Annotated in this window: 17 protein-coding genes; 5 read left to right on the top strand and 12 right to left on the bottom strand. The window is 74.2% G+C overall.

The window, feature by feature from the left end; translation table 11 throughout:
* Positions 1-247: 247 nt before the first annotated feature.
* The 5 genes from DTB53_RS25305 to DTB53_RS25285 all read right to left on the bottom strand — a co-directional run bounded on the left by DTB53_RS25305 (position 248) and on the right by DTB53_RS25285 (position 7,102).
* Positions 248-1,861, bottom strand: coding sequence for a S8 family peptidase (locus DTB53_RS25305; protein ID WP_012382226.1), 1,614 nt, complete (start codon positions 1,859-1,861; stop codon positions 248-250).
* 520 nt (positions 1,862-2,381) lie between these two features.
* Entirely contained in the window at positions 2,382-3,638 is a 1,257-nt protein-coding gene (locus tag DTB53_RS25300; protein WP_012382225.1) for an MFS transporter, read from the bottom strand.
* Positions 3,635-4,240, bottom strand: a complete 606-nt coding sequence (locus DTB53_RS25295; RefSeq protein ID WP_012382224.1) for an ArsR/SmtB family transcription factor — start codon at positions 4,238-4,240, stop codon at positions 3,635-3,637. The genes DTB53_RS25300 and DTB53_RS25295 overlap by 4 nt, the downstream gene beginning before the upstream one ends.
* Before the next feature lie 205 nt (positions 4,241-4,445).
* On the bottom strand, positions 4,446-5,996 hold the full coding sequence (locus DTB53_RS25290) for an acyl-CoA synthetase (RefSeq protein WP_003971121.1): 1,551 nt from the start codon (positions 5,994-5,996) through the stop codon (positions 4,446-4,448).
* Positions 5,993-7,102, bottom strand: a complete 1,110-nt coding sequence (locus DTB53_RS25285; protein ID WP_003971120.1) for an NAD(P)H-dependent flavin oxidoreductase — start codon at positions 7,100-7,102, stop codon at positions 5,993-5,995. Before DTB53_RS25285 ends, DTB53_RS25290 begins: the two co-directional genes overlap by 4 nt.
* A 225-nt stretch (positions 7,103-7,327) precedes the next feature.
* On the opposite strand from DTB53_RS25285, the gene DTB53_RS25280 reads away from it, so the two are divergent.
* The 4 genes from DTB53_RS25280 (at position 7,328) to DTB53_RS36935 (ending at position 11,046) form a co-directional block, all read left to right on the top strand.
* The gene (locus DTB53_RS25280) at positions 7,328-9,292 is read left to right on the top strand and encodes a serine hydrolase domain-containing protein (protein ID WP_172595292.1); all 1,965 of its coding nucleotides are present in this window, start codon (positions 7,328-7,330) and stop codon (positions 9,290-9,292) included.
* Between the two features lie 156 nt (positions 9,293-9,448).
* A complete protein-coding gene (locus DTB53_RS25275; protein WP_012382222.1) occupies positions 9,449-9,667 on the top strand; it encodes a hypothetical protein in 219 nt (72 codons plus the stop codon).
* Positions 9,664-10,815: an SGNH/GDSL hydrolase family protein gene (locus DTB53_RS25270; RefSeq protein ID WP_012382221.1), complete on the top strand. Its 1,152-nt coding sequence runs from the start codon at positions 9,664-9,666 to the stop codon at positions 10,813-10,815. Before DTB53_RS25275 ends, DTB53_RS25270 begins: the two co-directional genes overlap by 4 nt.
* 87 nt (positions 10,816-10,902) lie before the next feature.
* The gene (locus DTB53_RS36935; protein WP_159402387.1) at positions 10,903-11,046 is read left to right on the top strand and encodes a hypothetical protein; all 144 of its coding nucleotides are present in this window, start codon (positions 10,903-10,905) and stop codon (positions 11,044-11,046) included.
* Between the two features lie 174 nt (positions 11,047-11,220).
* Here DTB53_RS36935 and DTB53_RS25265 read toward each other — a convergent pair whose 3' ends face one another.
* The 7 genes from DTB53_RS25265 to DTB53_RS25235 form a co-directional block, all read right to left on the bottom strand.
* Positions 11,221-12,765: a phytoene desaturase family protein gene (locus tag DTB53_RS25265; protein ID WP_012382220.1), complete on the bottom strand. Its 1,545-nt coding sequence runs from the start codon at positions 12,763-12,765 to the stop codon at positions 11,221-11,223.
* Positions 12,766-12,963: 198 nt separating this feature from the next.
* Positions 12,964-15,138: a serine/threonine-protein kinase gene (locus DTB53_RS25260; RefSeq protein ID WP_012382219.1), complete on the bottom strand. Its 2,175-nt coding sequence runs from the start codon at positions 15,136-15,138 to the stop codon at positions 12,964-12,966.
* 46 nt (positions 15,139-15,184) lie between these two features.
* Positions 15,185-16,081, bottom strand: coding sequence for an oxygenase MpaB family protein (locus tag DTB53_RS25255; RefSeq protein ID WP_012382218.1), 897 nt, complete (start codon positions 16,079-16,081; stop codon positions 15,185-15,187).
* 200 nt (positions 16,082-16,281) lie between these two features.
* Positions 16,282-16,683 carry a nuclear transport factor 2 family protein gene (locus DTB53_RS25250; RefSeq protein ID WP_003971112.1) on the bottom strand — a complete coding sequence of 134 codons (402 nt, stop codon included), beginning with the start codon at positions 16,681-16,683 and terminating at the stop codon, positions 16,282-16,284.
* Between the two features lie 54 nt (positions 16,684-16,737).
* The gene (gene car, locus DTB53_RS25245; protein WP_012382217.1) at positions 16,738-20,184 is read right to left on the bottom strand and encodes a carboxylic acid reductase; all 3,447 of its coding nucleotides are present in this window, start codon (positions 20,182-20,184) and stop codon (positions 16,738-16,740) included.
* A gap of 102 nt (positions 20,185-20,286) precedes the next feature.
* Positions 20,287-21,480, bottom strand: coding sequence for a cytochrome P450 (locus tag DTB53_RS25240; RefSeq protein WP_012382216.1), 1,194 nt, complete (start codon positions 21,478-21,480; stop codon positions 20,287-20,289).
* An 86-nt stretch (positions 21,481-21,566) separates the two neighbouring features.
* The gene (locus DTB53_RS25235; protein WP_042497807.1) at positions 21,567-22,355 is read right to left on the bottom strand and encodes an oxidoreductase; all 789 of its coding nucleotides are present in this window, start codon (positions 22,353-22,355) and stop codon (positions 21,567-21,569) included.
* A gap of 313 nt (positions 22,356-22,668) precedes the next feature.
* On the opposite strand from DTB53_RS25235, the gene DTB53_RS25230 reads away from it, so the two are divergent.
* A complete protein-coding gene (locus DTB53_RS25230) occupies positions 22,669-23,763 on the top strand; it encodes an NADH:flavin oxidoreductase (RefSeq protein WP_003971108.1) in 1,095 nt (364 codons plus the stop codon).
* The last annotated feature ends 429 nt before the right edge of the window (positions 23,764-24,192 follow it).

Below are 24,192 nucleotides of genomic sequence, written 5' to 3'. Positions count from 1 at the left end.
CGCATGCTTCGGTCACGCTGCCGGACCGCCTCATGATGGCCCCTTCCCGCGGACGTGGAAAGGGGGGTGACGTCCGCGGCACGGGTGCGGGTGCCGCGGACGCCCCCCTCCGGTCGGCGAGTTCGCGGAGAGGCTCGCCGGCCGGGTGTGCCGGGATCCACCGTGGTTCGGGACGTGGATCCCGGCGGTCCGACGGGCCGTGCGGTGGCACGTGCGGACCGGCCCGCCGGAAACCGGGGCGCCCGGATCAGAACTGGAGCGACCAGGCGTTGACGTAGCCGGTGTCGTTGACCCAGTTGTCGGTCACGCGGAGCTTCCAGACACCGTCGGCCGGCTTGCCGGAGGCGTCCACGGTGAACGTGCCCTGGACGTGGTCGGCGCTGTCGTCGGCGTTGAAGTTCTTGAGGACGGCCACGCCCCCGCCGGGCGTGAGCAGTTCGACCTTGAGGTCACCGCGGAAGGTGTGGCGGATGTCGACGGTGACCGCCAGGTCTGCGGGCGCGTTCCCGCCGACGCCGGTCACGGTGATGGGGGACTCGACGGTGGCGTTGTCGCGGATCTGGACCTGGCCGGTGCTCTCGAACCTCTTGCCGGGCGGGTCGGTGGGGTCCTCACCGCCGCCGGTTCCGGTGAACAGCAGGCGGTTGGGAGAGCCGGGGCGGGCGTCGCCGACCTTGTCCGGGGTCGCCTGGGCGACCAGCCTGTCGCGGACCTGGGCCGGGGTGAGGGACGGCGAGGCGGCCAGGAGCAGCGCGGCGGCTCCGGCGGTGTGCGGGGACGCCATGGAGGTGCCGCTCATGGACTGGCCGGCACTGTCGCCGGCGTTGGACGCGGACGTGATCCTGTCGCCGGGGGCGAAGATGTCGAGGCAGGTGCCGTAGTTGCTGGCCTGTCCGTTGCTCCAGCCGGTGGCGCGGGCGTCCGAGCTGTTCGTGGCGCCGACGGTGATCGCCGCGGGGGTCGAGGACGGCGAGTACTGGCAGGAGTCCGCGTTGTTGTTGCCCGCCGCGACGACCCAGGTGATGCCGGAGGCGATGGAGTTGGCGATCGCGTCGTTGATGGACTGGGTCTTGCCGCCCCCGACGCTCATGTTGACCACCGCGGGCTTCTTGGCGTTCTTGGTGACCCAGTCGATGCCGCGCAGCACCGGGTCCCACGTACTGCCCGAGGAGCCCTGGCAGTTCAGCACGCGGACGCTGACGATCTTGGCCGCCTTGGCGACCCCGTACGTGCTCCCCGCGACCGTCCCGGCCACATGTGTGCCATGCCCATGACAATCCGAGGCGTTGGAATCGTTGTCGATGAAGTCGTAGCCGCTGGAGGCCCGGCCGCCGAAGTCGCCGTGGCTCATGCGCACGCCGGAGTCGACGACGTAGACGGTGACGCCCGAGGCGTCGTTGGGGTAGGTGAAGCTCTGGTTCAGCGGGAGGTCGCGCTGGTCGATCCGGTCCAGGCCGTAGGAGGGCGGGTTGGGCTGGGTGCCGGTGGCGTGGGCCGCTCCGTCGGCTTCGACGCGCGCCACCGACGGGTCGGCGGCCAGCCGCTCGGCCCTCTCCTCGCTCATCTTCACCGAGAAGCCGCGCAGGGCGGTGGTGTAGGTGCTCCTCACCTGGCCGGCGTGGCGCTCGGCCAGGGACCGCGCGACGGACGGTATCTCCGTGCGGGCCACCGAGTCCTTGAGCGTGACGATGTAGGAACCCTCGACGGCGCCGGGGCGGTCCGCACCGACGATGCGGCCTTCGCCGCCCCCGGGCGGTACGGGCGCGGCCGTGACCCCGGCGGTCGAGGCGGCGCCGACCAGCAGGGCGGCACCGGCGCCGACCGCGAGCAGTCTCCGCAGGGTGTGAACGGGACGATCCACTGTTTCTCCTCCTGATGCGTCACCGGCCCGGTCGGGCCTGGGTGGGGGTCGGGCCGCCCGGTGCGGGGCGCCGCGGGAAGGCGCGCCGCGCCCCGGGGGCCGGCTGGGGCGGCCGAGGGGTGGGCCGATGTGGTTGTCGCGCGACGGATGGGTGCGACGGGTGCGATGGAGCCTGCCGCGCGGGAGGCCGTCGCCCCGCCGCGCGCCATGGCCGCATACCGCGTACCGGGCGGGGGAAGCGTCCACCCACCCGTCCGCGCGGAGGACGAGGACGCGGAGCCGAGATCCTTCGCCTACCGCTCGCCGCCTTCCGGCCACCCAGAGTCTGCGGCGCTCGGACGGCGCCTATCAATGCGTGGCACCACCTAAAGGAACGGGCGCTCGGCCGGGTGGGGCGGCTCCGTCCCGGCGTACGGGCGCGCCGGTGCGCACGGAGGGCGGCGATCAGCGGCCGCGCGGCCCCCGTGGCCCACCCGGGCCGGCACCCCGCCCGAGCCTCCGCCGAAGCTCTGAGGAATCGTCAGCGGGCGGCCGGAGCAACGGAGTCGGGCGGATGGATTTCGGCGCGGCGCAGCACGGGGACGGCGAGGCCGAGCACCGCGGCGGACAGGCAGATCACGCCGCATCCGATGAAGAACGTGTCCGCTCCCCACAGGGCCACCGTGACGCCGACGGCGGGAAAGAGCGCGGGGGCCAGGCCCAGCGTGCACAGGGTCGTGACCGAGGTGACGCGTCCGAGGTAGCGGGGGTCGGTTTCCGTCTGGACCAGCGCGCCGGTCACGGTGGTCGTGAACCCGCTGGTCAGGCCGATCAGGGAACCGAACAGAACGGCGACGGGCAGTGAGGGCGCGTGTCCCAGCGCGACCGCTCCCGCAGCGGTGACGAGCAACGCTCCGCTCATCGCCAACCCTGCTCGCGGTATCCGGGCCGAGACCGTGAGCAGCAGGGCCGAGGCAGCCGCGCCGACACTGAAGGCGCTCGCGATCCACCCCATGCCCGAGGCGCCCCAGCCGCGTTCGTCGGCCAGGAGCACCAAACCGGTGGCGACCGGGCCACTGAAGCACATCTCGCTCAGCCCGACCACGGTGACCAGCGGGGCGAGCATCCGGTGGCGGCGGACGTAGCGCAGACCGTCCATCAGTTCGCGCCCCGCGGAACCGCGCCGGGGCGCCTGCGGCACAGCGGTGATCCGCACGGTGAGCAGGGTGACGAGCGAGAGGGCGAAAAGAGCGGCCGCGGCGGTGAACGCGCCCGCCGCACCGCCGATCAGCAGGACGGATCCCGCCAGGACGGGGCCGACGGCGTTGCTCAGCCTGATCGACAGCCCGCGCATCCCCTGGACCCGGGCGAGCTGCGCCGGTGCGGTGATGCGCGGCGGAAGCGCGCCCACCGCCGGCATGAACACCGCGTCCACCACCCCGAAGACCAGCGCGACCGCGACCAGCAGCCATACGCTCGGGGACGCCGACGAGAGCCCCACGGCGGCGATGAGGATCACCACGCAGCGGACGGCGTCGCTGACGACGGCGACCCTGCGCGGCCCGAACCGGTCGGCCACCACGCCCCCCGCGAGCATGAGCACCGCGCGGGGAAGCGCTCCGGCGGCGACCACCAGGCCCACCTGGGACGGCCCGCCGGCGCGGGTGGCGGCCCAGGAGAGGGCGAGGAAGTACACCACGTCCCCGGTGACCGACGCCGTGTACGCGGTGAGCCAGCGCAGGACGTTGCCGTCCCGGTGGGCGGGCCGCGCGGGCGCGGCCGAGGCGGGCGCGTTCACGCGTCCGCGGCCGGCGCCGGATTCCCGTCGGGCACCGGGAAGGCGTGCACGTGCAGGGCCACGCGGGCGGCCCCTTCCGGCGCCTCGTCCGCACCCCGCCGGTAGCGCGAGACCACCTCGAAGATCTCGGCCCGCATCCGGTCCACGTCGCCCGGGGTCAGGTGCAGGAGGAAATCGCTGTAGGTGGACGCGTCGAGCCACTCGGGGGGAAGCAGCGGCACCTCGTTCGCGGCTCTGCGCAGACGGTCCGCGGCGGCGAGGGCGACCGCGTGCGTGTAGGCGCGTCCCGCCTCGCGCCGCGCCGCGGGCGCGGCGGCGGGATCGTGGATCGACTGGCGGTGGGCGGACTTCCACCACCGCTCGCGCCCGGTGCCCCGGTCCGGCTCCTCCACGATGAGGCCGCCCGACGCGAGGCGGCGCAGATGGTAGCTGGCCGCTCCCGGGTTGATGCCGAGCTCCTCGCCGACCCGGGTGGCGGTGGACGGACCCCGCTCGCGCAGCAGGGTGAGCACGCCCAGTCGCACGGGGTGCGCGAGGACGCGCAAGGCGGCGGTGTCGAGCTCGATGTCCTGTTCCGATGACGCGGCGGAGGAAGAGACCATGCGCCGAGAGTAGACCCACAACAGTTGTTTCGAAAGAGTTGTTGTGAGGCTTTCCGCTGTCTGCCGCCGGCCGAACGTCCGGAGGAACGGACCGTGAGCCGCGGGGAGTTCCGCCGACGGGGGCGAGCGCGGAGGTCGTTCGCGCGCCCGTCCCCATCCCGGCGGAGGCACCCCGGCGGCCGTCGCGGTGACCGCTCGGCGTGCGCTACAGCGGGCGTTCGAAGCCCTCCCAGTACGGTTCGCGCAGCCGCCGTTTGTAGAGCTTGCCGTTGGGGTCGCGGGGCATGGCGGCGATGAAGTCGAGGGACCGGGGCCGTTTGTACCCGGCGAGCCGCTGCTCGCAGTGGGCGAGGATCGCGGCGGCGAGCGCGTCCGACGGTTCGTGGCCGTCGGCCGGTTCGACGACGGCCTTGACCTCCTCGCCCCGGTCGGCGTGGGGGATGCCGAAGGCGGCGGCGTCCGCTACGGCGGGGTGGGTGAGCAGGGCGGACTCGATCTCGGCCGGGTAGATGTTGACGCCCCCGGCGATGATCATGTCGATCTTGCGGTCGCGGAGGAAGAGGTAGCCGTCCGCGTCGAGCACCCCGAGGTCGCCGACGGTGAAGAAGTCGCCGATGCGGTTCACGCGGGTCTTCGCCTCGTCCTTGTGATAGCTGAAACCGCCGGTGCTCATCTTCATGTAGACGGTGCCCAGTTCGCCCGCGGGGAGCCGGTTGCCGTCGTCGTCGAAGACGGCCAGCTCGCTGATCGGCCAGGCCTTGCCCACGGTGCCCGGCTTCTTCAGCCAGTCCTCGGCGGTGGCGAACGCTCCGCCGCCCTCGCTGGCCGCGTAGTACTCCTCGACGCAGCTCCCCCACCAGTCGATCATGGCGCGTTTGACGTGGTCCGGGCAGGGGGCCGCCCCGTGGATGGCGTGCCGCACGGAGGAGACGTCGTAGCGGGCCTTCACCTCGTCGGGCAGTGCGAGCAGCCGGTGGAACTGGGTGGGGACCATGTGGGTGTGCGTGCAGCGGTGGGTGTCGATGAGGCGCAGCATCTCCTCGGGCGACCAGCCGTCCATCAGGACCAGCGGGTGGCCGATGTGGAGTGCCGCGCTCGCGAATTGGAGCACGGCGGTGTGGTAGAGCGGTGAGCAGACCAGGTGGACGTTGCCGTCGAACGGGCGGATGCCGAAGATGCCGAGGAACCCGCCGAGGTAGGTCTCCTCGGGGCGTTTGCCGGGCAGGGGGCGTCTGATGCCGCGCGGGCGGCCGGTGGTGCCCGAGGTGTAGTTCATGACCCAGCCGAGGGTGCGGCCGTCGGGCTCGGTGGCCGGGTGGCCCGCGAGGAGTTCGGCGTAGGGGCGGCAGCCGGGGACCGTGCCGACGCCGTAGCGGTGGGTCGCGGGCAGTTCGGCCTCGTCGGCGGCGGCCGTCGCGGCGGCCGCGAAACGTTCGTGGGCGATCAGGACGCGGGCCCCCGAGTCGGCGACGATCCAGGCGATCTCGGGGCCGACGAGGTGGTGGTTGACCGGGACGAGGTAGAAGCCGGCCTGGGACGCGGCGAGGTGGGCGGTGAGGAGTTCGACGCCGTTGGGCAGGACGACGGCGAGGGCGTCGCCCTCGCGCAGTCCGGCCGCGCGCAGTCCGTGGACCATGCGGTTGACGTCGGCGTGGAGCCTGCCCGCGCTCCACTCCTCGCCGTCGGGCGCGATCAGGACGGTACGGTCGGGGTCGGCTGCGGCCTGGGCCCAGAAGCCGTTGGGCGGCTGGTTCACGTGGCGCTCCTTCCGGCGATGCGGTTCATGCGGGTGACGGCCCGTTCGAAGCCCCGGGTCAGGTCGTCGACGACGGCCCGGACGCTGCGTTCGCCGGTCATCCGGCCGACGATCTGCCCGACGGGTGTGCCGAGCAGCTCGCCGACCTCGTACTTCTGGATCCGGGAGACGGCCTCGGCGACCAGCAGCCCCTGGAGCGGCATGGGCAGGGTGCCGGGCCCCTCCGCGTCGTCCCAGGCGTCGGTCCAGGCGGTACGGAGCTGGCGCGCGGGTTTCCCCGTGAGGGCGCGGGAGCGCACGGTGTCGCCGGAGCCGGCGGCGAGCAGCTTGGCGGTCAGGGCCGGGGAGTGCAGGTCGGCCTCCTCGGTGGTGAGCCAGAGGGAGCCGAGCCAGACCCCTTGCGCGCCGAGGGCGATCCCGGCCGCGGCCTGTTCACCGCTGCCGATGCCTCCGGCGGCGAGCACGGGCAGGGGGGCGACGGCCTCGACGACTTCGGGGACCAGCACCATGGAGCCGATCTCGCCGGTGTGGCCGCCCGCTTCGTACCCCTGGGCGACGACGACGTCGATGCCCGCCTCCGCGTGGCGCCGGGCGTGCCGGGCGCTGCCGGCCAGGGCGGCGACGAGGATCCCGTGGTCGTGGGCCCGTTCGACGACGTCGGCGGGCGGCGAGCCGAGCGCGTTGGCGAGCAGTCTGATCGGGTAGTCGAAGGCCACGTCGAGCTGGTTCCGGGCGACCTCCTCCATCCAGCCGGTGATGCGCCAGCCGGACGCCTCGCCCTCGGCCAGTTCGGGCACGCCGTGGCGGGCCAGGAGCTCCTGCACGAACCCGCGGTGACCGGCCGGGATCATCGCCTCGACGTCCGCCTCGGTGACGCCCTCGACCTTCTTGGCCGGCATGACGACGTCGAGGCCGTAGGGCTTGCCGTCGGCCAGGCCGTGCAGGCGGTCCAGATCGCGCGCGAGATCCTCGGGAGCGGTGTAGCGCACCGCTCCGAGCACCCCGAATCCGCCGGCTCGGGTGATGGCAGCGGCGACCTCGGGGAACGGCGTGAAGCCGAAGATGGCGTGCTCGATTCCCAGTTGGCGGCTCAGTTCCGTCTCCATGGGCGGCAGGATGCCGCAGCAGGGCGATCGAGGGAAGACTTTTTCTGATGCATCGTCAGATTCTTTGCGGGCCGGGACGCACCCGGGAGCGCGGGGGTGACAGTAACCTCTGCGACGGCAGGAACTTTCACTGCGCGACGAGAATTCGGAAGTTACTTTCGCGTGGGCTCCGGCGCGGCGGGCACCGCTCGGCGACCGGACGTCGGGCGCGGGAAGGAGTTGCGGATGACCGGGGACATGCGGGGCGACGGACGGGCGGCGGGCGGCCGGGACGCGCGAGGGGGCCCGGAGCCGGCCGGGGCCCCCGCCCCCACCACCGGCCCGCGTCGGGCCCGGGACCGGGCGACCGGCGCCGGCGCGACCGGACGCGGCGTCACCCGGCGGCGGCTGGGCGGCGGGATACTGGCCCTGGGCGGCGCGCTCGCGCTGACGCCCATCCCGTTCGCGGGCGCGGCCGACCGCGGCGGACCGCGCGCGGGAACGGGGCAGAGAGCGGCGGACACGGGAGCGGGCATGGAGTCAGGGGCGCACCGGCCCACCCTGCGGCGCGGGAGCGCGGCACGCGCCGGGTTGCTCCAGGGGCCGCTGGACCAGCTCGTCCGGGACGCCGAGGCCTATCTCGCCGACTCCCCCACGCACCCCTGGTACGCGGGCGCGGTCCTGCTCGCCGGGCGGGGCGGGACGGTGGCGCTGCACCGGCCGATCGGCAAGGCGGTGCGCTACGCGGCGTACGACGAGAAGACCGACACCGGGGTGGAGTTCCCGGCGGACCGGCAGATCGCGATGGCCGAGGACACCGTCTTCGACCTGGCCTCGATCTCCAAGCTGTTCACCTCGCTGCTGGCGGTCCAGCAGATCGAGCGCGGCGCGCTGGAGCTGGAGGCGGCCGTGGCGTCCTACCTCCCGGACTTCGCGGGCGGCGGCAAGCAGGACATCACGGTCCGTCATCTGCTCACGCACACCTCCGGTTTCCGTTCGTGGATCCCGCTCTACGAGGAGCCGTCCCGGGAGGGGAAGCTCCGGATGCTGTGGGAGGAGGTCCCGGCGAGCACCCCGGGCACCGCCTACCTCTACTCCGACCTCAACCTGATCTCGTTGCAGCTGATCCTGGAGAAGATCACCGGCCGTCCGCTGGACGTCCTGCTCCGGGACGAGATCACCGCCCCGCTCGGCATGCACCGCACCCGCTACAACCCGCCCGCGTCCTGGAAGCCGAAGATCGCGGCGACCGAGGACGCCCGGCCGCCGTGGTCCGGTCTCGATCGCGGTCTGGTCTGGGGCGAGGTGCACGACGAGAACGCGTACGGCTTCGGCGGGGTGGCGGGCCACGCCGGGGTCTTCTCCTGCGCCTGGGACCTCGCGGTCCTCGCCCGGACGCTCCTCAACGGCGGGGTGTACGGCCGCTCCCGCGTGCTGTCCGAGGAGTCGGTCGATCTGCTGTTCACCGACTTCAACACCGCGTTCCCGGGCGACGAGCACGGCCTCGGCTTCGAGCTGTACCAGCACTGGTACATGGGCGCGATGGCGACTCCGCGCAGTGCGGGCCACACCGGGTTCACGGGGACCAGCCTGGTGCTCGACCCGTCGACCGACACCTTCCTCATCGTGCTGGGCAACTCCGTCCACCCGGTGCGCGGCTGGCGTTCCGGCAGCGCGCCCCGGGTGGCGGCCGCCAACCAGCTGGCGCGGGCCGTCGCGGTCCGGCCCGAACGGGGGCGCACCGCGTGGTTCTCCGGGATGGCGAGCGCGTCCACCGCCACCCTCACCCTGCCCGCCCTGCGCCTGGATTCGGTCCGGGCACGCCTGGAGTGCGCGCTGTGGTGGGACACCGAACCGGCCGCCGACGGCCTCTTCCTGGAAGCGTCGGCGGGGCAGGACTGGCAGCCGGTGCCGTTCACCACCCTCGCGCCGGGCCCCGGCCACCGCCCGGAACCGCGGGAGCACCCGGCCGGCTCGGTGACCGGCTGGTCGGGGCGCGTCTGGCACCGGCTGGAGGCGGACCTGACGGCCTGGCGCGGCCGGGAGGTACGCCTGCGCTGGCGCTACACCACCGACCGGCTGTACGTGGGCCGCGGCGCGTACGTGGACGGTCTGCGGGTCCGCGACGGCCTCCGCACGGTCTTCGACGCGGAACGGCCCGGGGACGCCCGCGGGATCGAGGCGACCGGCTGGGTGCCCTCGGCGGACTGAGCCGGCGCCCGGGCGGGGAGGGGCGTCGGCGACACACGCCCCTCCGGCCTCCGCCGTCCTGCTCTCCCTCGTCGTTCCGCTGGGGCCGCTGCTTCTCGGCCCGAGCGTTCCGGTCCTGCTCCCCCCGTCGTTCGCCGATCCCAGGAGGCACACCCCGTGACCCGACTTCCGCGCACCGCCCCGGCCGCCGTGCCCACGCCCTCGGCCGCCGCCGGGGCGGCGAGCGCGTACATCACCGACAACGCGGGCGGCGGCATCACGTTCACGCGCACCCCGCAGGGCCCGGTCTGCTCCGACACCATGAGCGGCAACACGGACGGCGACGCCGTGGGCGCCTACGGCGGCTCCTACGACCCGACCGGGGTGTGCCCGTGACCGCCCGGGAACCCGCGAGACGCGGGATTCTGTACGCGGCGGCGGCAGCCGGGGCCGCCGCGGTCGCCGCCACGGCGACGGACGCGCGCGCGGCGGGGGCCACCGCCCCCGCGCGTTCACGGTGGACCACGTCCTGGGCCACCGCCCAGACCGCGCCGACCGCCACCGATCCGGTGGCGTACGCCGGGCTGACCGACGGCGACTGCACGGCCCTGCTGCGGCTGTCGGCGGGTGGGGCGGTCCGGCTGCGGTACGCGAACGCCTTCGGCTCCTCTCCGGTGCTGGTCGGACCGGTGACCGCGGACGGCCGCCCGGTGACCTTCGGCGGGCGGAGCCAGGAGTGGCTGGCGGCGGGCGCGAGCCTGACCAGTGACGCCGTCGCGGGGCTGCGGGTCCCGGACGGGGCGCGGCTGGAGGTGCGGACGCGGGTTCCCGGCCCGACCGGCCCGCTCTCCTTCCACCGCAACACCCACGCCTGGCACACCGTCGACGGGGTGCGCACCCGGTCGGTCCTCCTGCTGACCGGGGTGGAGACCACCGGGGCGCGCGGCCCGGTGGTCGCGGTGTTCGGCGACTCCATCGCGGAGGGCGTCGGCACCCCCGACGACGCCGATCTGCGGTGGCCCGACCAGTTGGCGCGGCGGCTGCCCGGATCGGCCGTCGCCAACCTCGGCATCAGCGGCAACCGGCTGCTGCTCGACGACATCCGCTTCGGCCCCGGCGGCCAGGCCCGGTTCGACCGCGACGTCCTCGGGCTGCCGGGGCTGCGGACGGTGCTGGTGCACCTGGGCGTCAACGACCTCCAGCAGCCGCCCGGACAGAGCGGTCCGGACCAGGTCCTGGCCGGCTACCGGCAGCTGGCGCTGCGCGCCCGGGGCGCCGGGCTGCGGGTCGTGGGCGCCACCATCACCCCGTTCGAGGGGTGGAAGCGCTGGTCGCCCGAGCTGGACGCGGTCCGCGGGCAGATCAACCGGGCCGTGCGCACCGGGCGGATCTTCGACGGCGTGGCCGACTTCGACGCCGCGCTGCGCGACCCGGACCGCCCTTCCCGGATGCTCCCCGCACACGACAGCGGGGACGGCCTGCACCCGGGCCCGTCGGGTCACACGGCGCTCGCCGCCGCCGTCGACCGCCGGCACCTCCGGTGATCCGGCGTGAGCCGCGAACCTCCGCCGGCCGACACCGTCCGTGAGCCGGCATCCCCCGTGAGCCCACCACCTTCTGTGCGAGGCGACATGACGAACCGAGGCACCACCCGGCGCACCGACCTGACCGGCGCGGCCGCCCTGGGCGCGGCGGCGACGCTGCCCCCGGCCCTCGCCCCTCCCGCCCACGCGGCGTCCGGCCCGGCGAAGGCCGAGGACGCAGCGGCGCTTTGAGCAGTTGGCACACGCCGGCCCTCTCCTGGTTCGACGGGGTCACCTTCGCGGCGCGCGCGTGCGCCCGCGTGGTTCTCGGTGGGGCTGATGGACGGATCGGGGCGGGATACGACCTGCCGCGCGAGCTGGGTGCGCTGCGGGGGGGGGGCGGGGCCTGAGGAACGCTTCGGCGGGTCACCGGCCCAGCGCGGCCATCGCCGCGTTGTGCCCGGGGACCCCGCTGACGCCGCCGCCGCGCACCGCACCCGCCCCGCAGAGCAGCACATTGGCGTGCGCGGTCTCCACGCCCCAGCGCCCGGTGCCCTCCACCGCGTAGGGGAAGGAGAGGTCGCGGTGGAAGATGTGGCCGCCGGGCAGCCGCAGGTCGCGCTCCAGGTCGAGCGGCGTCTTGGCCTCGATGCAGGGTTCGCCGTTCGCGTCGAGGGCCAGGCAGTCGGTGACCGGCTCCTCCAGGTGGGCGTCCAGTTCCGCCAGGGTGGCCTTCAGCAGGGCCGCGCGGGCGGCGTCGTTGTCGGCGGCGAACAGCCGGGCGGGGGCGTGCAGTCCGAAGAGGGTGAGGGTCTGGTACCCGCGCGCGGCGAGGTCGGGGCCGAGGATCGTGGCGTCGGTCAGCGAGTGGCAGTAGATCTCGGAGGGCGGGGCGGCGGGCAGCCGTCCGGCCGCCGCGTCCCGGTGGGCGGCGGCGAGCTGTCCGTACCCCTCGGCGATGTGGAAGGTGCCGGCGAAGGCCTGCCGGGGGTCCACGGACCGGTCGCGGAGCCTGGGCAGCCGGGTGAGCAGCATGTTCACCTTGAGCTGCGCGCCCTCGGCGGGCGGCGGCGGGGTGTCGCCGAGGAGGGTGGCGAGGGCCTGCGGGGAGGCGTTGACGAGCACGCGGCGGGCCCCGACGGCGCGTTCCCCGTCGGGGGTGCGCACGGTGACCTCGGCCTCGGTGCCGTCGGTCTCGATCCGGGTCGCCTCGTGCCGTACGCGGATCTCGGCGCCCGCCGCGCGGGCGGCCCCGGCGAGCGCGTCGGTGAGCGCGCCCATGCCGCCCACGGGTACGTCCCAGTCACCGGTGCCGCCGCCGATCACGTGGTAGAGGAAGCACCGGTTCTGGAGCAGCGAGGTGTCGTGGGCGTCGGCGAAGGTGCCGATCAGGGCGTCGGTGAGGACGACCCCGCGCACCAGGTCGTCGGTGAAGTTCTCCTCGACGGCCACCCCGAGCGGTTCCTCGAACAGCATCCGCCAGGCGTCGGCGTCGTCGACGCGCTCGCGCAGCGCGTCCCGGCTCGGCAGCGGCTCGGTGAGCGTCGGGAAGACGCGGGTCGCGAGCCGCTGGGTCATGGCGTAGAACCGCTGCCAGGCCGCGTACTCGCGTTCGCCGCCGGTCAGCGCGGCGAAGGACTCCCGGGTGCCGTCGCCCGCGACCAGCAGCCCGGTGGGGCGTCCGTCGCGCACGGCGGGGGTGTAGGAGGAGACGGTCCGCTTGCGTACCGCGAAGTCGAGGCCGAGCTCCCGGACGATCTTGTCGGGCAGCAGGGACACGAGGTACGAGTAGCGCGAGAGCCGGGCGTCGACCCCGGCGAAGGGGCGGGTCGAGACCGCCGCTCCCCCGGTGGTGCCGAGCCGTTCCAGGACGAGGACCGACTGCCCTGCCCGGGCCAGGTAGGCGGCGGCGACCAGGCCGTTGTGGCCGCCGCCGACGATCACGGCGTCGTAGCGGTCGCGGGCGGGCACGCCGGGGCCGGCGGCCGCCCGGGCTCCGGGCCGGCCTGCGGGTGGCCGGGGTGCGGGTGTCTGGGGTGCGGGCATGCACCTTCGTAACACGCCGCCTCGCGTCCCGGCCAGGGGTGGCGCGCGTCCCCGCGGCGCGACGGGCGGCCGGGGCGGGAGGGCACGGGGCGGGGGCGGGCGTGCGGATCGGGTGCGGTGCGGTCAGGTGGTCCCCGCCGACCGTCCGAGCCGCTGCAGGCAGTGCGCCTCGTCGTCGCGGGCCGCCACCGTCTGGGGATGGCCGGGGCCGAGCACCCGGGCGCGGGCCTCGGCGACCTCCCGGTAGGCCACCAGGGCCTCGCTCCACCGGCCGAGCCAGCCGAGCCCCGCGGCGACCTCGCGCCGGCTGATCACGGTGTCCGGGTGATCGGGTCCGAGGGTGCGTTCCCGGAGCGCGCAGACCTCGCGCGCCTCCGCGAGCGCCTCCTCCCAGCGTCCCGTCCGCCCCAGGTTGACCCCGAGGCCGTGGCGGGCGCGGAGGGTCTCCGGGTCGGCGGCGCCCGCGGTGCGGGTGCGGTCGGCGACCAGGGAGCGGTACAGCTCCAGGGCCTCGGCGTCGCGGCCGAGCCGGCCGAGGCTGATCCCGGCCTCGTAGCGGGCGGCGAAGGTGTCGGGGTGATCGGGCCCGAGGGTGCCCGCACGGGCCCGCGCCACGTCCTGGAAGGTGTCCAGCGCCTCGGCCCAGCGGCCCAGCCGGCCCAGGGTGTACGCCACTTCGTAGCGGGTGGTGAGGGTGTCCGGGTGCGTCGGGCCGAGCACCCGGGCACGGGCGTCGGCGACCTCCCGGGCCAGCCGCCAGGACTCCTCGGGCCGCCCCAGCCTGCTGAGGTTGAACGCCAGGTTGTGGCGGCAGCGCAGGGTGTCGGGGTGGTCGGGGCCCATGACGCGTTCGCGGACGGCGAGGACCGCCTCGTACACCTGGTGGGCCTCGGCGTGCCGGCCGAGCCGGCCCAGGGCGTGGGCGGTCGCCTGGCGGGCCGCGAGTGTCTGCGGGTGGCCGGCGCCCAGGGCGCGTTCGCGGCCCTCGGCGACCCGGGCGAACTCGCGCAGCCCTTCCTCGGCCCGGCCCGTGCGGCTGAGGGTGAGGCCGAGTTCGTAATGGCTCGCGAGGGTGTCGGGGTGGTCGGGGCCGAGGACCCGGCCGCGTTGCGCGGCGACCTCCCGGTGCACCTCGCCCGCCTCCTCCCAGCGGCCCAGGCGGCCGAGGTCGATGCCCGCGCTGTGGCGGCCGTGGAGCGTGGCGAGGAGGTCCGGGGCGGCAGGCTCGGGCGGCCGGGTGGCGGAGGCCCCGGCTGTGCCGGTGGTCCACTGGCCCGTCAGCCCGGCGGCCGGGTCGGGCCGTTGGGCGCCGGGGGCCGTCGCGCCCGTCGCCCGGTGTCCGGCGGTCATGGAGCGGGTCCAGGCGGGCAGGGCCCGCGGCCTCGGGCCCGGCGGCGGCCCGGGAGCGGACAGGGCGAGGGGTCCCGGCCCGAGCGCGGGCTGCTCCCCGGTCCGGCCGAGCACGATGCGGCGGCGCAGGTCGCCGGCGTCGACGGGCCGCTCCTCCGGGGCCTTGGCGAGCAGGTCGAGGACGACCCGGTCGAAGAAGCCGGGCAGTTCGGCGCGGTGGGTGCGCGGCGGTTCCGGCGGGGTGTCGCGGTGGCCCACGAGCACGGCCCAGGCGTCCTCCTGGTCGAACGGCGGCACCCCGGTGGCGATCTCGTACAGGACGCATCCCAGCGAGTAGAGGTCGCTGCGGTGGTCGACCTCCTTGCCGCTGATCTGCTCGGGCGACATGTAGTGCGGGGTGCCCATGGCGAGGCCGGTGGTGGTGAGGCGGGACGTCATGCCGATGTCGTGGCCGAGGCGCGCTATGCCGAAGTCGCAGATCTTCACCGTGCCGTCGGTCAGCCGCATGATGTTGGCGGGCTTGAGGTCGCGGTGGACGATGCCCTGCCGGTGGGTGTAGCCGAGGGCGTCGGCGACCTGTTCCGCGATGTCGACGACATGGTCGACCGGCAGCGGGTGCTGCTCGTTCTCCTCCAGGAGCTGGCTCAGGTTGTGCCCGTCGAGCAGTTCCATGACGAGGTAGAGCACCCCCTCGTGCTCGCCGAAGTCGTGCACGACGGTGACGCCCCGGTGTTGCAGGGAGGCCGCCACCCGGGCCTCGCGCCGGAAGCGTTCGCGCAGGACGCGGGTGAACGCCCGGTCGTGCTGGGGGCCCATGGGTTTGAGGCACTTGACGGCGACCTGACGGCCCAGCGACTCGTCGCGGGCGCGCCACACCTCGCCCATGCCGCCGCGCCCGATCAGTTCGAGCAGTCGGTACCGGCTCTGGATCAGCCTGGTGTCCGCCATCTGCCGCTTCCCGCCCCCGTCGTTCCCCGCCGTCCCGCTGTCGGCGCTACGCCCTCCCCGGCCCGTCCAGTATGGCGGCCGATCCTCGGAGTCTGTGCGCGGCGGGGCGGCTGCCGGGTCCCAGCCGTGCCATCGCCCCGCGGATATGACCGGGCGGCAGCTGCCAGCGCAGCCGGTCCGGGATCGCGCGCAGGACGGTTCCGGTGGCCCGCAGCCTCCGGTCGACGGTGGCCGGCGGCGGGGCCGGCCGGCCGTACAGCTCGTGGGCGTACGGGGGCAGCGACTGGTAGGCGAGCGCCGCCACCCGCCGCCACACCAGGGCGCGGGCCGGCACGAGCCAGGGGCGCACGGGCGGGCTGCGGAGGAAGGCGTCGACGTCGGCGGCCTCGGCTCCGGCGGCGAGTCGGGGGCGTACGCGGTCGAAGTAGGCGGCGAGTTCGGCGGTGGTGGCGGGCACCCGGTCCGGGTCGAGGCCGACGAGGCGGGCGCCGGTGCGGTGTTCGTCGATGTAGCGGTCGGCCTGGGCGTCGGTGAGGGGGAAGCCGGAGCGGCGCTGGACCTGGAGGTAGGAGTCGGCCTCGGCGCAGTGCACCCAGAGCAGCAGTTCCGGTTCGTCGACGCCGTACGTCTCCCCGGTGTCCGGGTCGGTGGCCTCGATGGCGCGGTGGATCCGGCGGACCCGGGCGCCGGCCGCTTCGGCGGCGTCGGTGGTGCCGTAGGTGATGGTGCCGACGAAGGACGCCGTACGCAGGAGCCGGCCCCAGGCGTCCCTGCGGAAGTCGGAGTTCTGGGTGACTCCGCGCACGGCGCGCGGGTGGAGTGCCTGGAGGTAGAGGGCGCGGATGCCCGCGATCCACATCATCGGGTCGCCGTGCATCTGCCAGGTGACCGACCGGGGGCCGAAGAGACCGGGGTCGGGTCGCGGCGGAGGGGCGTCGTTCATCCGCGGGTACCTCCGGCTCGGCTCTGCGCGGGGCGGCGCCGGTACGGGTACGGACCGGGGCCGGGACCGGGACCGATGCTACGCCGGGAAGGGGTGTCCGGGGCGGGGCGGGCCGCGCCACGGCGGAAGGGGAGCCGCGACCGGGCCCGTGGCGCCCGTCCGGGCCGCCGGGCCGACCGGTCCACCCCGTACCGGGCCGCTCAGGGGCGCGGTGACGCCGGGTCGGACGGCCGGGCCCCCGTCAGGGCCGGTTCGGCGTAGACGTACTCCTCGATCCGGTCGATGAGACCGTCCTGGAACCGGAAGTAGACCGCGGCGTGGACGTCGGTGCGCGACCCGTCGGCCCCGGTCAGGTGAAGCACGTGCTGCTGGAGCACCTCGTCGGGGTTGCGGAACCGCCGGATCACGTCGTAGCGCAGCGCGTCGACGTCGGCGGTGAAGGTCCGCAGCCGGTCCAGGCTCTCCCCGACCGGCAGTTCGCCCCGGCCGTCGTTCTGCCGCACCGTGGCGGCCTCGGTGCACATCGCCCGGGCGACGGTGAAGTCGAACGCCTCCAGACTCCGCAGAAACAGGTTCACCCGGTCGTCGATGTCGTGCGCCATGGCGGTGCCCTTCCTGATGGGGTGACGAGGACGCGCGGCAGGGTCCCGGCCCGGTCAGGGGCCGGCGAGGAGCCCGAGTGCGCGCAGGTCGGTGACGTACTTGCGGATGAGGTCCGGCGACACCCGGGGAATGTCCCGCTCGGGGCCGACCCCCGCCGCCCGGACGGCGGCGTGGAAGCGCCGGGCGGGGAGCAGCGGCCCGGGGGCTCCTTCGCCGGGTTCCGCCCAGGCGCCGATCAGCGGGAGCAGGGAGTGCTGCCGCTGCTTCTCCGGCAGGGCGCGGAGCGCCGCGGTGAAGCGGGTGAGCCAGGCACCGTGGTCGTCGATCCGCCGGATCGGGTGGCCGGCCTCGATGAGCCAGTCGACGAAGGTGTCCAGGGAAACGCCGTCGTCGTGCGGGTTGAGGACGTTGAAGGTCCGGTGGCCCTCGGTGATCGGTGCGCCCAGCGCGACGACGGCCTCCGCGGTGAAGTCGACCGGCAGGCCGTCGTAGTGGGCACGGGTGTCCGTGCGGTAGAACGAGCCGGGGGCGATGCCGGTGGCGACCAGGCTGAGCAGCAGCCGGGTGAGGACGTCGGGGACGTTGACCTGTCCGGTGTAGGTGCGGTGCGCCAGGACCATGTCGGACCGGAAGACGGCGACGGGGAGGCCATAGCGCTCGTGCGCCTCACGCAGGAGGACCTCGCCGGCCCATTTGCTGGTCGCGTATCCGTCGGCGTACCCCTGGCCGGTGGTCCGTACCGGGACGGCGGCCCGGATGTCGGCGTTCTCGTCGGCCGTCTCGGCGGGGGTGCCGAGGCAGACCGCGACGGTCGAGACGTGGTTGACGGGCTTCAGCCGGGTGGTGAGCGCCAGCCGGATCGCTTCGGCGGTGCCGACGACGTTGGGGCCGAACAGTTCGCCGTACGGCAGCAGGTGGTTGACCAGCGCGGCCGGGTGCACGATCAGGTCCACGGCGCCGGCCAGTTCCCGCCAGGTCTCCTCCGCCAGGCCCAGCAGTGGTTCGCCGATGTCCCCCGCGACCACGTCCAGGGTCTTCCCGGCCGCCTTCCGGTAGCGCCGGAGCAGGGCGGTGTCGCCGCTGTCGAAGGCTGCCTCCAGCCGCCTCGCCGCGACGGTCGCGTCGCTGCCGCGGACGAGGCAGACCAGCCGTCCGCCCGAGGGCGCCAGCCGCTCCAGCCACTCCAGGCAGAGGAACCGGCCGAGGTAGCCGGTGGCGCCGGTCAGCAGGACCGTCCGGACGTCGCCGTCGGGGCGGGGCAGCGCCGGAGCGGCGGCGAGCGTGGGCGCGTCGAGGAACTTCTCCGGGGCGAGGTCCCCGGCGCGGACTTCGGTGCGGTGCTCCCCGTGCACGGAGGCGGGCGTGGGCCGCGGTGCCCCGGCCGGCCGACGGGCCGCCGTGATGTACCGCGCCACCTCCGCCAGGTCGGCGGCCGGGCCGATGATCGCACCGACCGGGACGTCGACGTGGAAGATCTCCTTCATCAGCTCGGAGAACGAGACGGCGGAGAGGGAGTCCCCGCCGAGGTCGGTGAAGTGCGCGCCGGGCCGGAGGTCGGAGCCCGGGGATCCCAGCAGGGCCTGGGCGGCCCGGAGGACCGTCTCCTGCACCGGCCGGTCCGCACCGGTGCGCCGCAGCTCGCGCAGCCGGCGGTCCTGCCCGTCGGCCAGTCGGTCGTACAGCAGCTCCAGAGCGGGCCCGTAGCGCTCCTTGAGGCGGGGGCGCAGCAGTTTGTGGCTCTCGGTGAAGAGGCCGTTCTCCGGGCTGAAGGGCTCGGGCTCGACGAGGATGCCGCGCGGGATCTCGTACGCGTTGAGCCCGGCCCTCCTGGCGACGCTGCGGAGGGATTCCATGAGCAGCGGCCTGAGCGCCTCGGTGTCCCCGCCGCACCCGGCCAGCGCGTCCGGGGTGGGCACCACCACCGCGAGGAGGTAGGCGCGCTCGCTGTTGCCGTACAGGTAGAGGTGCTGGACGAGAGGGCTGTCGAGGAGGACGGTCTCCAGGCGGGACACGGCCACGAACTCGCCCTGGGACAGCTTCAGGGTGTCCTTCGTGCGGTCGACGTAGACCAGCCGGTCGGGTCCGGTCTCGGCGAAGACGTCACCGGTGCGGTAGTAGCCGTCCGCGTCGAAGATCGCGGCGGTGAGGTCGGGGCGCCGGTAGTAGCCGGGGATGAGCGTGTGGGACTTCAGCAGCAGTTCGCCGCGCGGATGGGGCAGGTCGGTCGCGTAGTAGCCCAGTTCGGGGACGTCGACCAGTTTGTAGTCGGTGACCGGAGGGCGCTGCACCACCGTGTCCAGCAGCACTCCGCCGGCTTCGGTGGAGCCGTAGCCGGTGTAGAGGTGGAAGCCGAGGACGGACTCGACGAACGCCGTGAGTTCGGCGGAGAGCGGCGCGGTGCCGACGAACGCCTTGGCGACGCGCCCGCCCAGGAAGTCCTCCCGCACCGCCTTCGTGACCGCCGCCTCGATGTCGCCCGGTTCGTCGGCCCGGCGGTCCCGTTCGCTCCGGTAGTGCTGGAGGAGCATGTCGCACAGGCGCGGGACCATGGTCAGCTCCGTGGGGCGGACCAGGGCGATGTCCTCGAACAGGGTGGACAGGTCGTCGGCAGCGGTGAAGTAGCCGGTGCCCCCCTTCACGAGCGATCCCATCACCGCGTAGCGGCCCGCGAGGTGGCTCTGCGGCAGGTAGAGGACGCTGATCGCGGGGGTGTCGGCCGCCCCGTAGCTGAACCCGTACCACGCGGTGCCCAGGAGCCGTTGGGTGTACATGGCGCCCTTGGGCGCGCCGGTGCTGCCGGAGGTGTAGATGAGCAGGGCGAGCGGGTCCTCCCCCGGGTCCGGGATGTACAGGGGCGGGGGCGGCAGGTCCCTGCCCCGGTCGATGAGTCCGGCCAGGGTGTCGACGGTGACCGGGCTGCCGGACAGGCGTTGGCGGGCGGCCGCCAGTGCCCCGCCCGGGCGGGTGGCCCCCGGGCCGTCGTCGAAGACGAGGAGGCGGCGGATCGTGCTCGACGCGAGGACGACGTCGATGGCGGTGTCGAGCCGGTCGACGCTCGCGGCCAGTACCGTCGGCCCGGACTCCTCGACGACCGGCGCCAGTCGGGGCAGCGGGGCGTTGGACGGGAGGGGGACGGGCACGGCCCCCAGGTGGATGCACGCCAGGTCGAGCGTCGCGTAGTCGGTGCTGGTGAAGCCGAGGGTGCAGATCCGGTCGCCGGGGCCCAGGGGGTATTCCGGGTCGTGGTGCCACCGGCCGGCCAGCGCACGGACGCGGGACCACAGTTCGCGGTAGCTGATGGTGTCGAAGTGCGGGAGGAGACGCCCGGTCTCCGGCTCCCGGGCCCGTTCGCCGAGGGCGGGCCGGTCCCCGTGGCCCTCCAGGACGGACGCCATGACCTCGGCGAGCGCCCGGCCCGGTTCGACGGCGGCCAGGGCCTCGGCGAGCCCCTGGCCCGGATCGTGCGCCGACGCGGTGGCGGCGTCCAGCGGTTCGGCCATGATGGGTCCTCCGGTGGCGGTTCCGTGGTGGGGAGCGGCGGGGTGGTCGGGGCCGCTCGCGCGGGCGGCGGCCCGGCGGTCAGCCCTGGGGAGGTGCGGGCGTCACCAGCGGACCGGCAGTGCGGCCACGCCGCGGATGAGGCGTTCGGTCCGCCACGCGAGCTGGTCGGCGGGGACGGCGAGGCGCAGGCCGGGCAGGCGGGTGACGAGGGTTTCCAGGACGACGCGCAGTTCGACCCTGGCCAGTTGTGCGCCGAGGCAGTGGTGGATGCCGTACCCGAAGGTGACGTGGGGGATCTGTTCGCGGTGGAAGTCGATCTCCTCGGGCCGGTCGAACACGGCGGAGTCCCGGTTGGCCATTCCCAGTTCGGCCACCACCGCGTCCCCGGCGCGGATGAGCTGTCCGCCCAGTTCGAGGTCCTCGGTGGCGACGCGGGTGAAGCCGGCGGTGGCGCTGATCGGGATGAACCGGGAGAGTTCCTCGACCGCTCGGGGGACGATCGAGGGGTCGGCGACGAGTTCCCGCCAGAGGGCGGGCCGGGTCAGCAGGGTGTAGACGAAGTTGCCGATCTGGTTGGCCGTGGCCTCCTGGCCGGCGGAGAGCAGGCTGACGCCGAGGCCGACCAGTTCCTCCTCGCTGAGGGGGTCCTTCCCGCTGTCGGCGGCCAGCTCGCCCAGGAGGTCGTCGGTGGGCTCGGCGCGGCGCTGCGCGATCAGGACCGCCAGATAGTCGCCGAGCTGCCGGCGGGCGTCCGCGGACCGCTCGGGGTCGTCGAGGATCAGCAGGCCGTCCACCCACTCGGTGAACCGGTCCTGGTCGGCGCGCGGCACGCCGAGCATCTCGCAGATCACCGTGATGGGCAGCGGCCAGGTGAGGACCGCCGCCAGGTCCGCGGGGCCGTCCCCTTCCGTCATGGTGTCGACCAGGTCGTTGACGATCTCCGCGATGCGGGGGCGGAGCGCGTCGATGCTGCGTACGGTGAACGCGCGCATCACCCGGCGTCGGAGCCGGGTGTGGTCCGGCGGGTCCATGCCCATGATGGAGGTCGGGGGCGGGGCGACGGCCACCGTGCGGGGCACGTGGTCGCCGGCGGCGGCCGAGCGGCTGAAGCGGGGGTCCGACAGGACGGCCCTGACGTCGGCGTACCGGGTGACGAGCCAGCCGTCGCCGCCGAAGGGCAGGCGCACCCGGAGCACGGGGTGTTCACCGCAGATCTCCACCAGTGCGGGGTCCAGGTCGAGTCGGTCCACCGGGCCGAACGGGTAGTCGCGTATCTCGTGTCCTGTGGCGGTCATGGTGTCCGTCCTTTCGGGCTGCCGAGCGGTGGGCCGCGGGTGCCCTGCGATGGGCCGTCCGGTGCCGGGGGCGTGGGCGCCCGGTCTCAGCACAGGCTCGCGGTCTTCCCGCCGTCGATGACGATGTTGCTCCCGGTGATCCAGGACGCGCGGGGAGAGACCAGGAAGCGCACCGCGTCGGCGATGTCCCGGGGGTCGCCGAGCCGCCCGAGCGGGATCTCGGCGGCCCACTGTCCGGTGAGGTCGTCGGCGTCGCCGCCGTGGAGTTCGACGATCCGGGTGCGGGCGGTCTTTGACGCCGGTGTCTCCACGTTGCCCAGGCAGACGGAGACGACCCGGATGCCGTCCGGCGCGAGTTCGGCGGACAGGCCCTTGCTGTAGGTCTCCAGCGCCGACTTGGCGGCGGCGTAGTGCAGGAGGTTCGGGTAGGCCGCGACCGTCGCGATCGACGACACGTGGACGACGACCCCGCCGTGCTCGCGCATGACGGGGACGAGGGCCGCGTTGAGCCGGACGGCGGCGAGGAAGTTGATGTCCATCGTGTACTGCCAGTCGTTCTCCAGCTCCAGCACGCTCTGGAACGAACGGCAACCGCCGGCGTTGTTGACGATGATGTCCACCCCGCCCAGCAGCTCCCGTGCGGTGTCGGCGAAGTGCCGTACGCCGTCGCGGGTGCTGAGGTCGGCCGGGACGAACGCGGCGCCGGGCGGTGCGTCCGGGGCCTCGCCTCGGGCCGAGATGACGACGTGCGCGCCGGCGTCGAGCAGGTCGCGCGCGATGGCGGCGCCGATGCCGCGGCTGCCGCCGGTGACCACGGCCCGGCGTCCCGCCAGCTCACCGGACGGTGCGGGGGTGCGGCTGTTCTCCGTCGCCATGGGGTCCACCACTTTCCCTTACGGGCCGTCATACGACCGAAATGGACTGGGCGTTATGCTCCGCTGCCCGAATGACGCTGTTTCCACCGGCCCAAATATTCCCCCTCCGTTCGGCACGGTCAAATTCATTCTGCCGATGCAGTGCATCGCCTTCTGCGATACAGCGGCACTGTGGTCAACATGGCCGGTGATCGTGCACAATCGTCGGGCGACCGGACCATTCCCCGTATCGCTTGAGAATTCCCTGTCGAACAGGTCGTCAATAAACGCGCGGGACGTCGTTCTCACGGCTTCCTCGGATCGGGAGGACATCATGGCCAGGCTGGATGAACCGTTCACCGTGGGCGGCCTCACGCTCCCCAACCGGATCGTGATGGCCCCGATGACCAGGACGGCGTCTCCCGGCGGCGTGCCCGGTCCGGACGTGGCGGAGTACTACGCGCGCCGGGCGGCCCACCGCGTCGGGCTGATCATCACCGAGGGCACCTACATCGGCCACCCCGCCGCCCCGGCGTACGACGGCGTGCCCGACTTCCACGGCGAACAGGCCCTCGCCGGCTGGGCCCGTGTGCTGCGCCGGGTGCACGAGGAGGGCGGCCGGATCATTCCGCAGCTCTGGCACACGGGGGCCGCGCGGACCGCGACCGATCCGCCCGCAGAGGGCCCGTCCGGGATCGGCCTGGACGGCGCCCCGGCGGGGCGGGCCATGACGCGGAAGGACATCGAGGCCTCGGTCGAGGCGTTCGCGGTGGCCGCCGCGCACGCGGCGCGGCTGGGGTTCGACGGGGTCGAACTGCACGGCGCCCACGGCTACTTGATCGATGACTTCCTGTGGACCGGGACCAACAGGCGCACCGACCGCTACGGCGGCGACCCCACGTCCCGGGCCCGTTTCGGCGCGGAGGTCGTGCGGGCGGTCCGTGCGGCCGTCGGCCCGCGGTTCCCCGTCTTCTTCCGTTTCTCCCAGTGGAAGCTCGGCGAGTACGGGGCGCGCACCGCGACGAGCCCGGACGAGCTGCGCCTGCTGCTGGAGCCCCTGGCCGCGGCCGGTGTCGACGTGTTCCACGCCTCGACCCGGCGCTACTGGCTGCCGGAGTTCGAGGACAGCGACAGCACGCTCAACCTGGCCGGCTGGATACGCAAGCTCACCGGCAGGCCCACCGTGGCGGTCGGCTCGGTCGGGATGGACCGGCAGTACGGCGAGGGCGACTTCTCCCAGGGCTTCACGGGACCGTCCGGCGTGACGGGCATCGACGAGCTGGTGGCCCGCCTGGACCGCGACGAGTTCGATCTGGTCGCCGTCGGCCGGTCGTTGCTGGCCAATCCGGACTGGGCGGCGCTGGCGCTCCGGGGGGAGCTGGACCGGGCCGTCCCCTACGACCCGTCCGTGCTGCGGACCCTGGCCTGAGCGACGGCGGCTCCGAGGGGCCCGGTGGCGCACCGCGTCGCCGGGCCCGAGGAGCCGCGGCGGGCGGCGCGGGCACCGCTGCCGTGCCCGCGCTCCCCGATTTCCCGGGACACGTGCGCCACGGCCGCGTCCCCGGATGTCCGCCACGCCCGGTACGGCAGCCCGGTGGAATACATGGGCAACGGGACCGAGGAATTCCTTTCTCCTGACCCGGACGACGGATATCCCGGACAGGGCGAGAAAACCCGCGCACGAAAAGGAATCGGAGGGGCTCGGTTCCCCGCCGGTGGTTCATTCTCCTCGCCGAGTGCCGGAAAAAATCCCCGCCGGAGAAAACGCTCCGTGGTCTTTTCCCGGGGCCCCGCCGTGAGAACAACGCTCCGCTCGGCGGCGCCGGCCCCGTGGTGGGCGCTCCCCGCGGCCCCCGGT

It is taken from the genome of Streptomyces griseus, from assembly GCF_900460065.1.
GTDB classification, from domain to species: Bacteria; Actinomycetota; Actinomycetes; order Streptomycetales; family Streptomycetaceae; genus Streptomyces; species Streptomyces griseus.
This window is presented reverse-complemented; position numbering and strand designations above follow the sequence as displayed.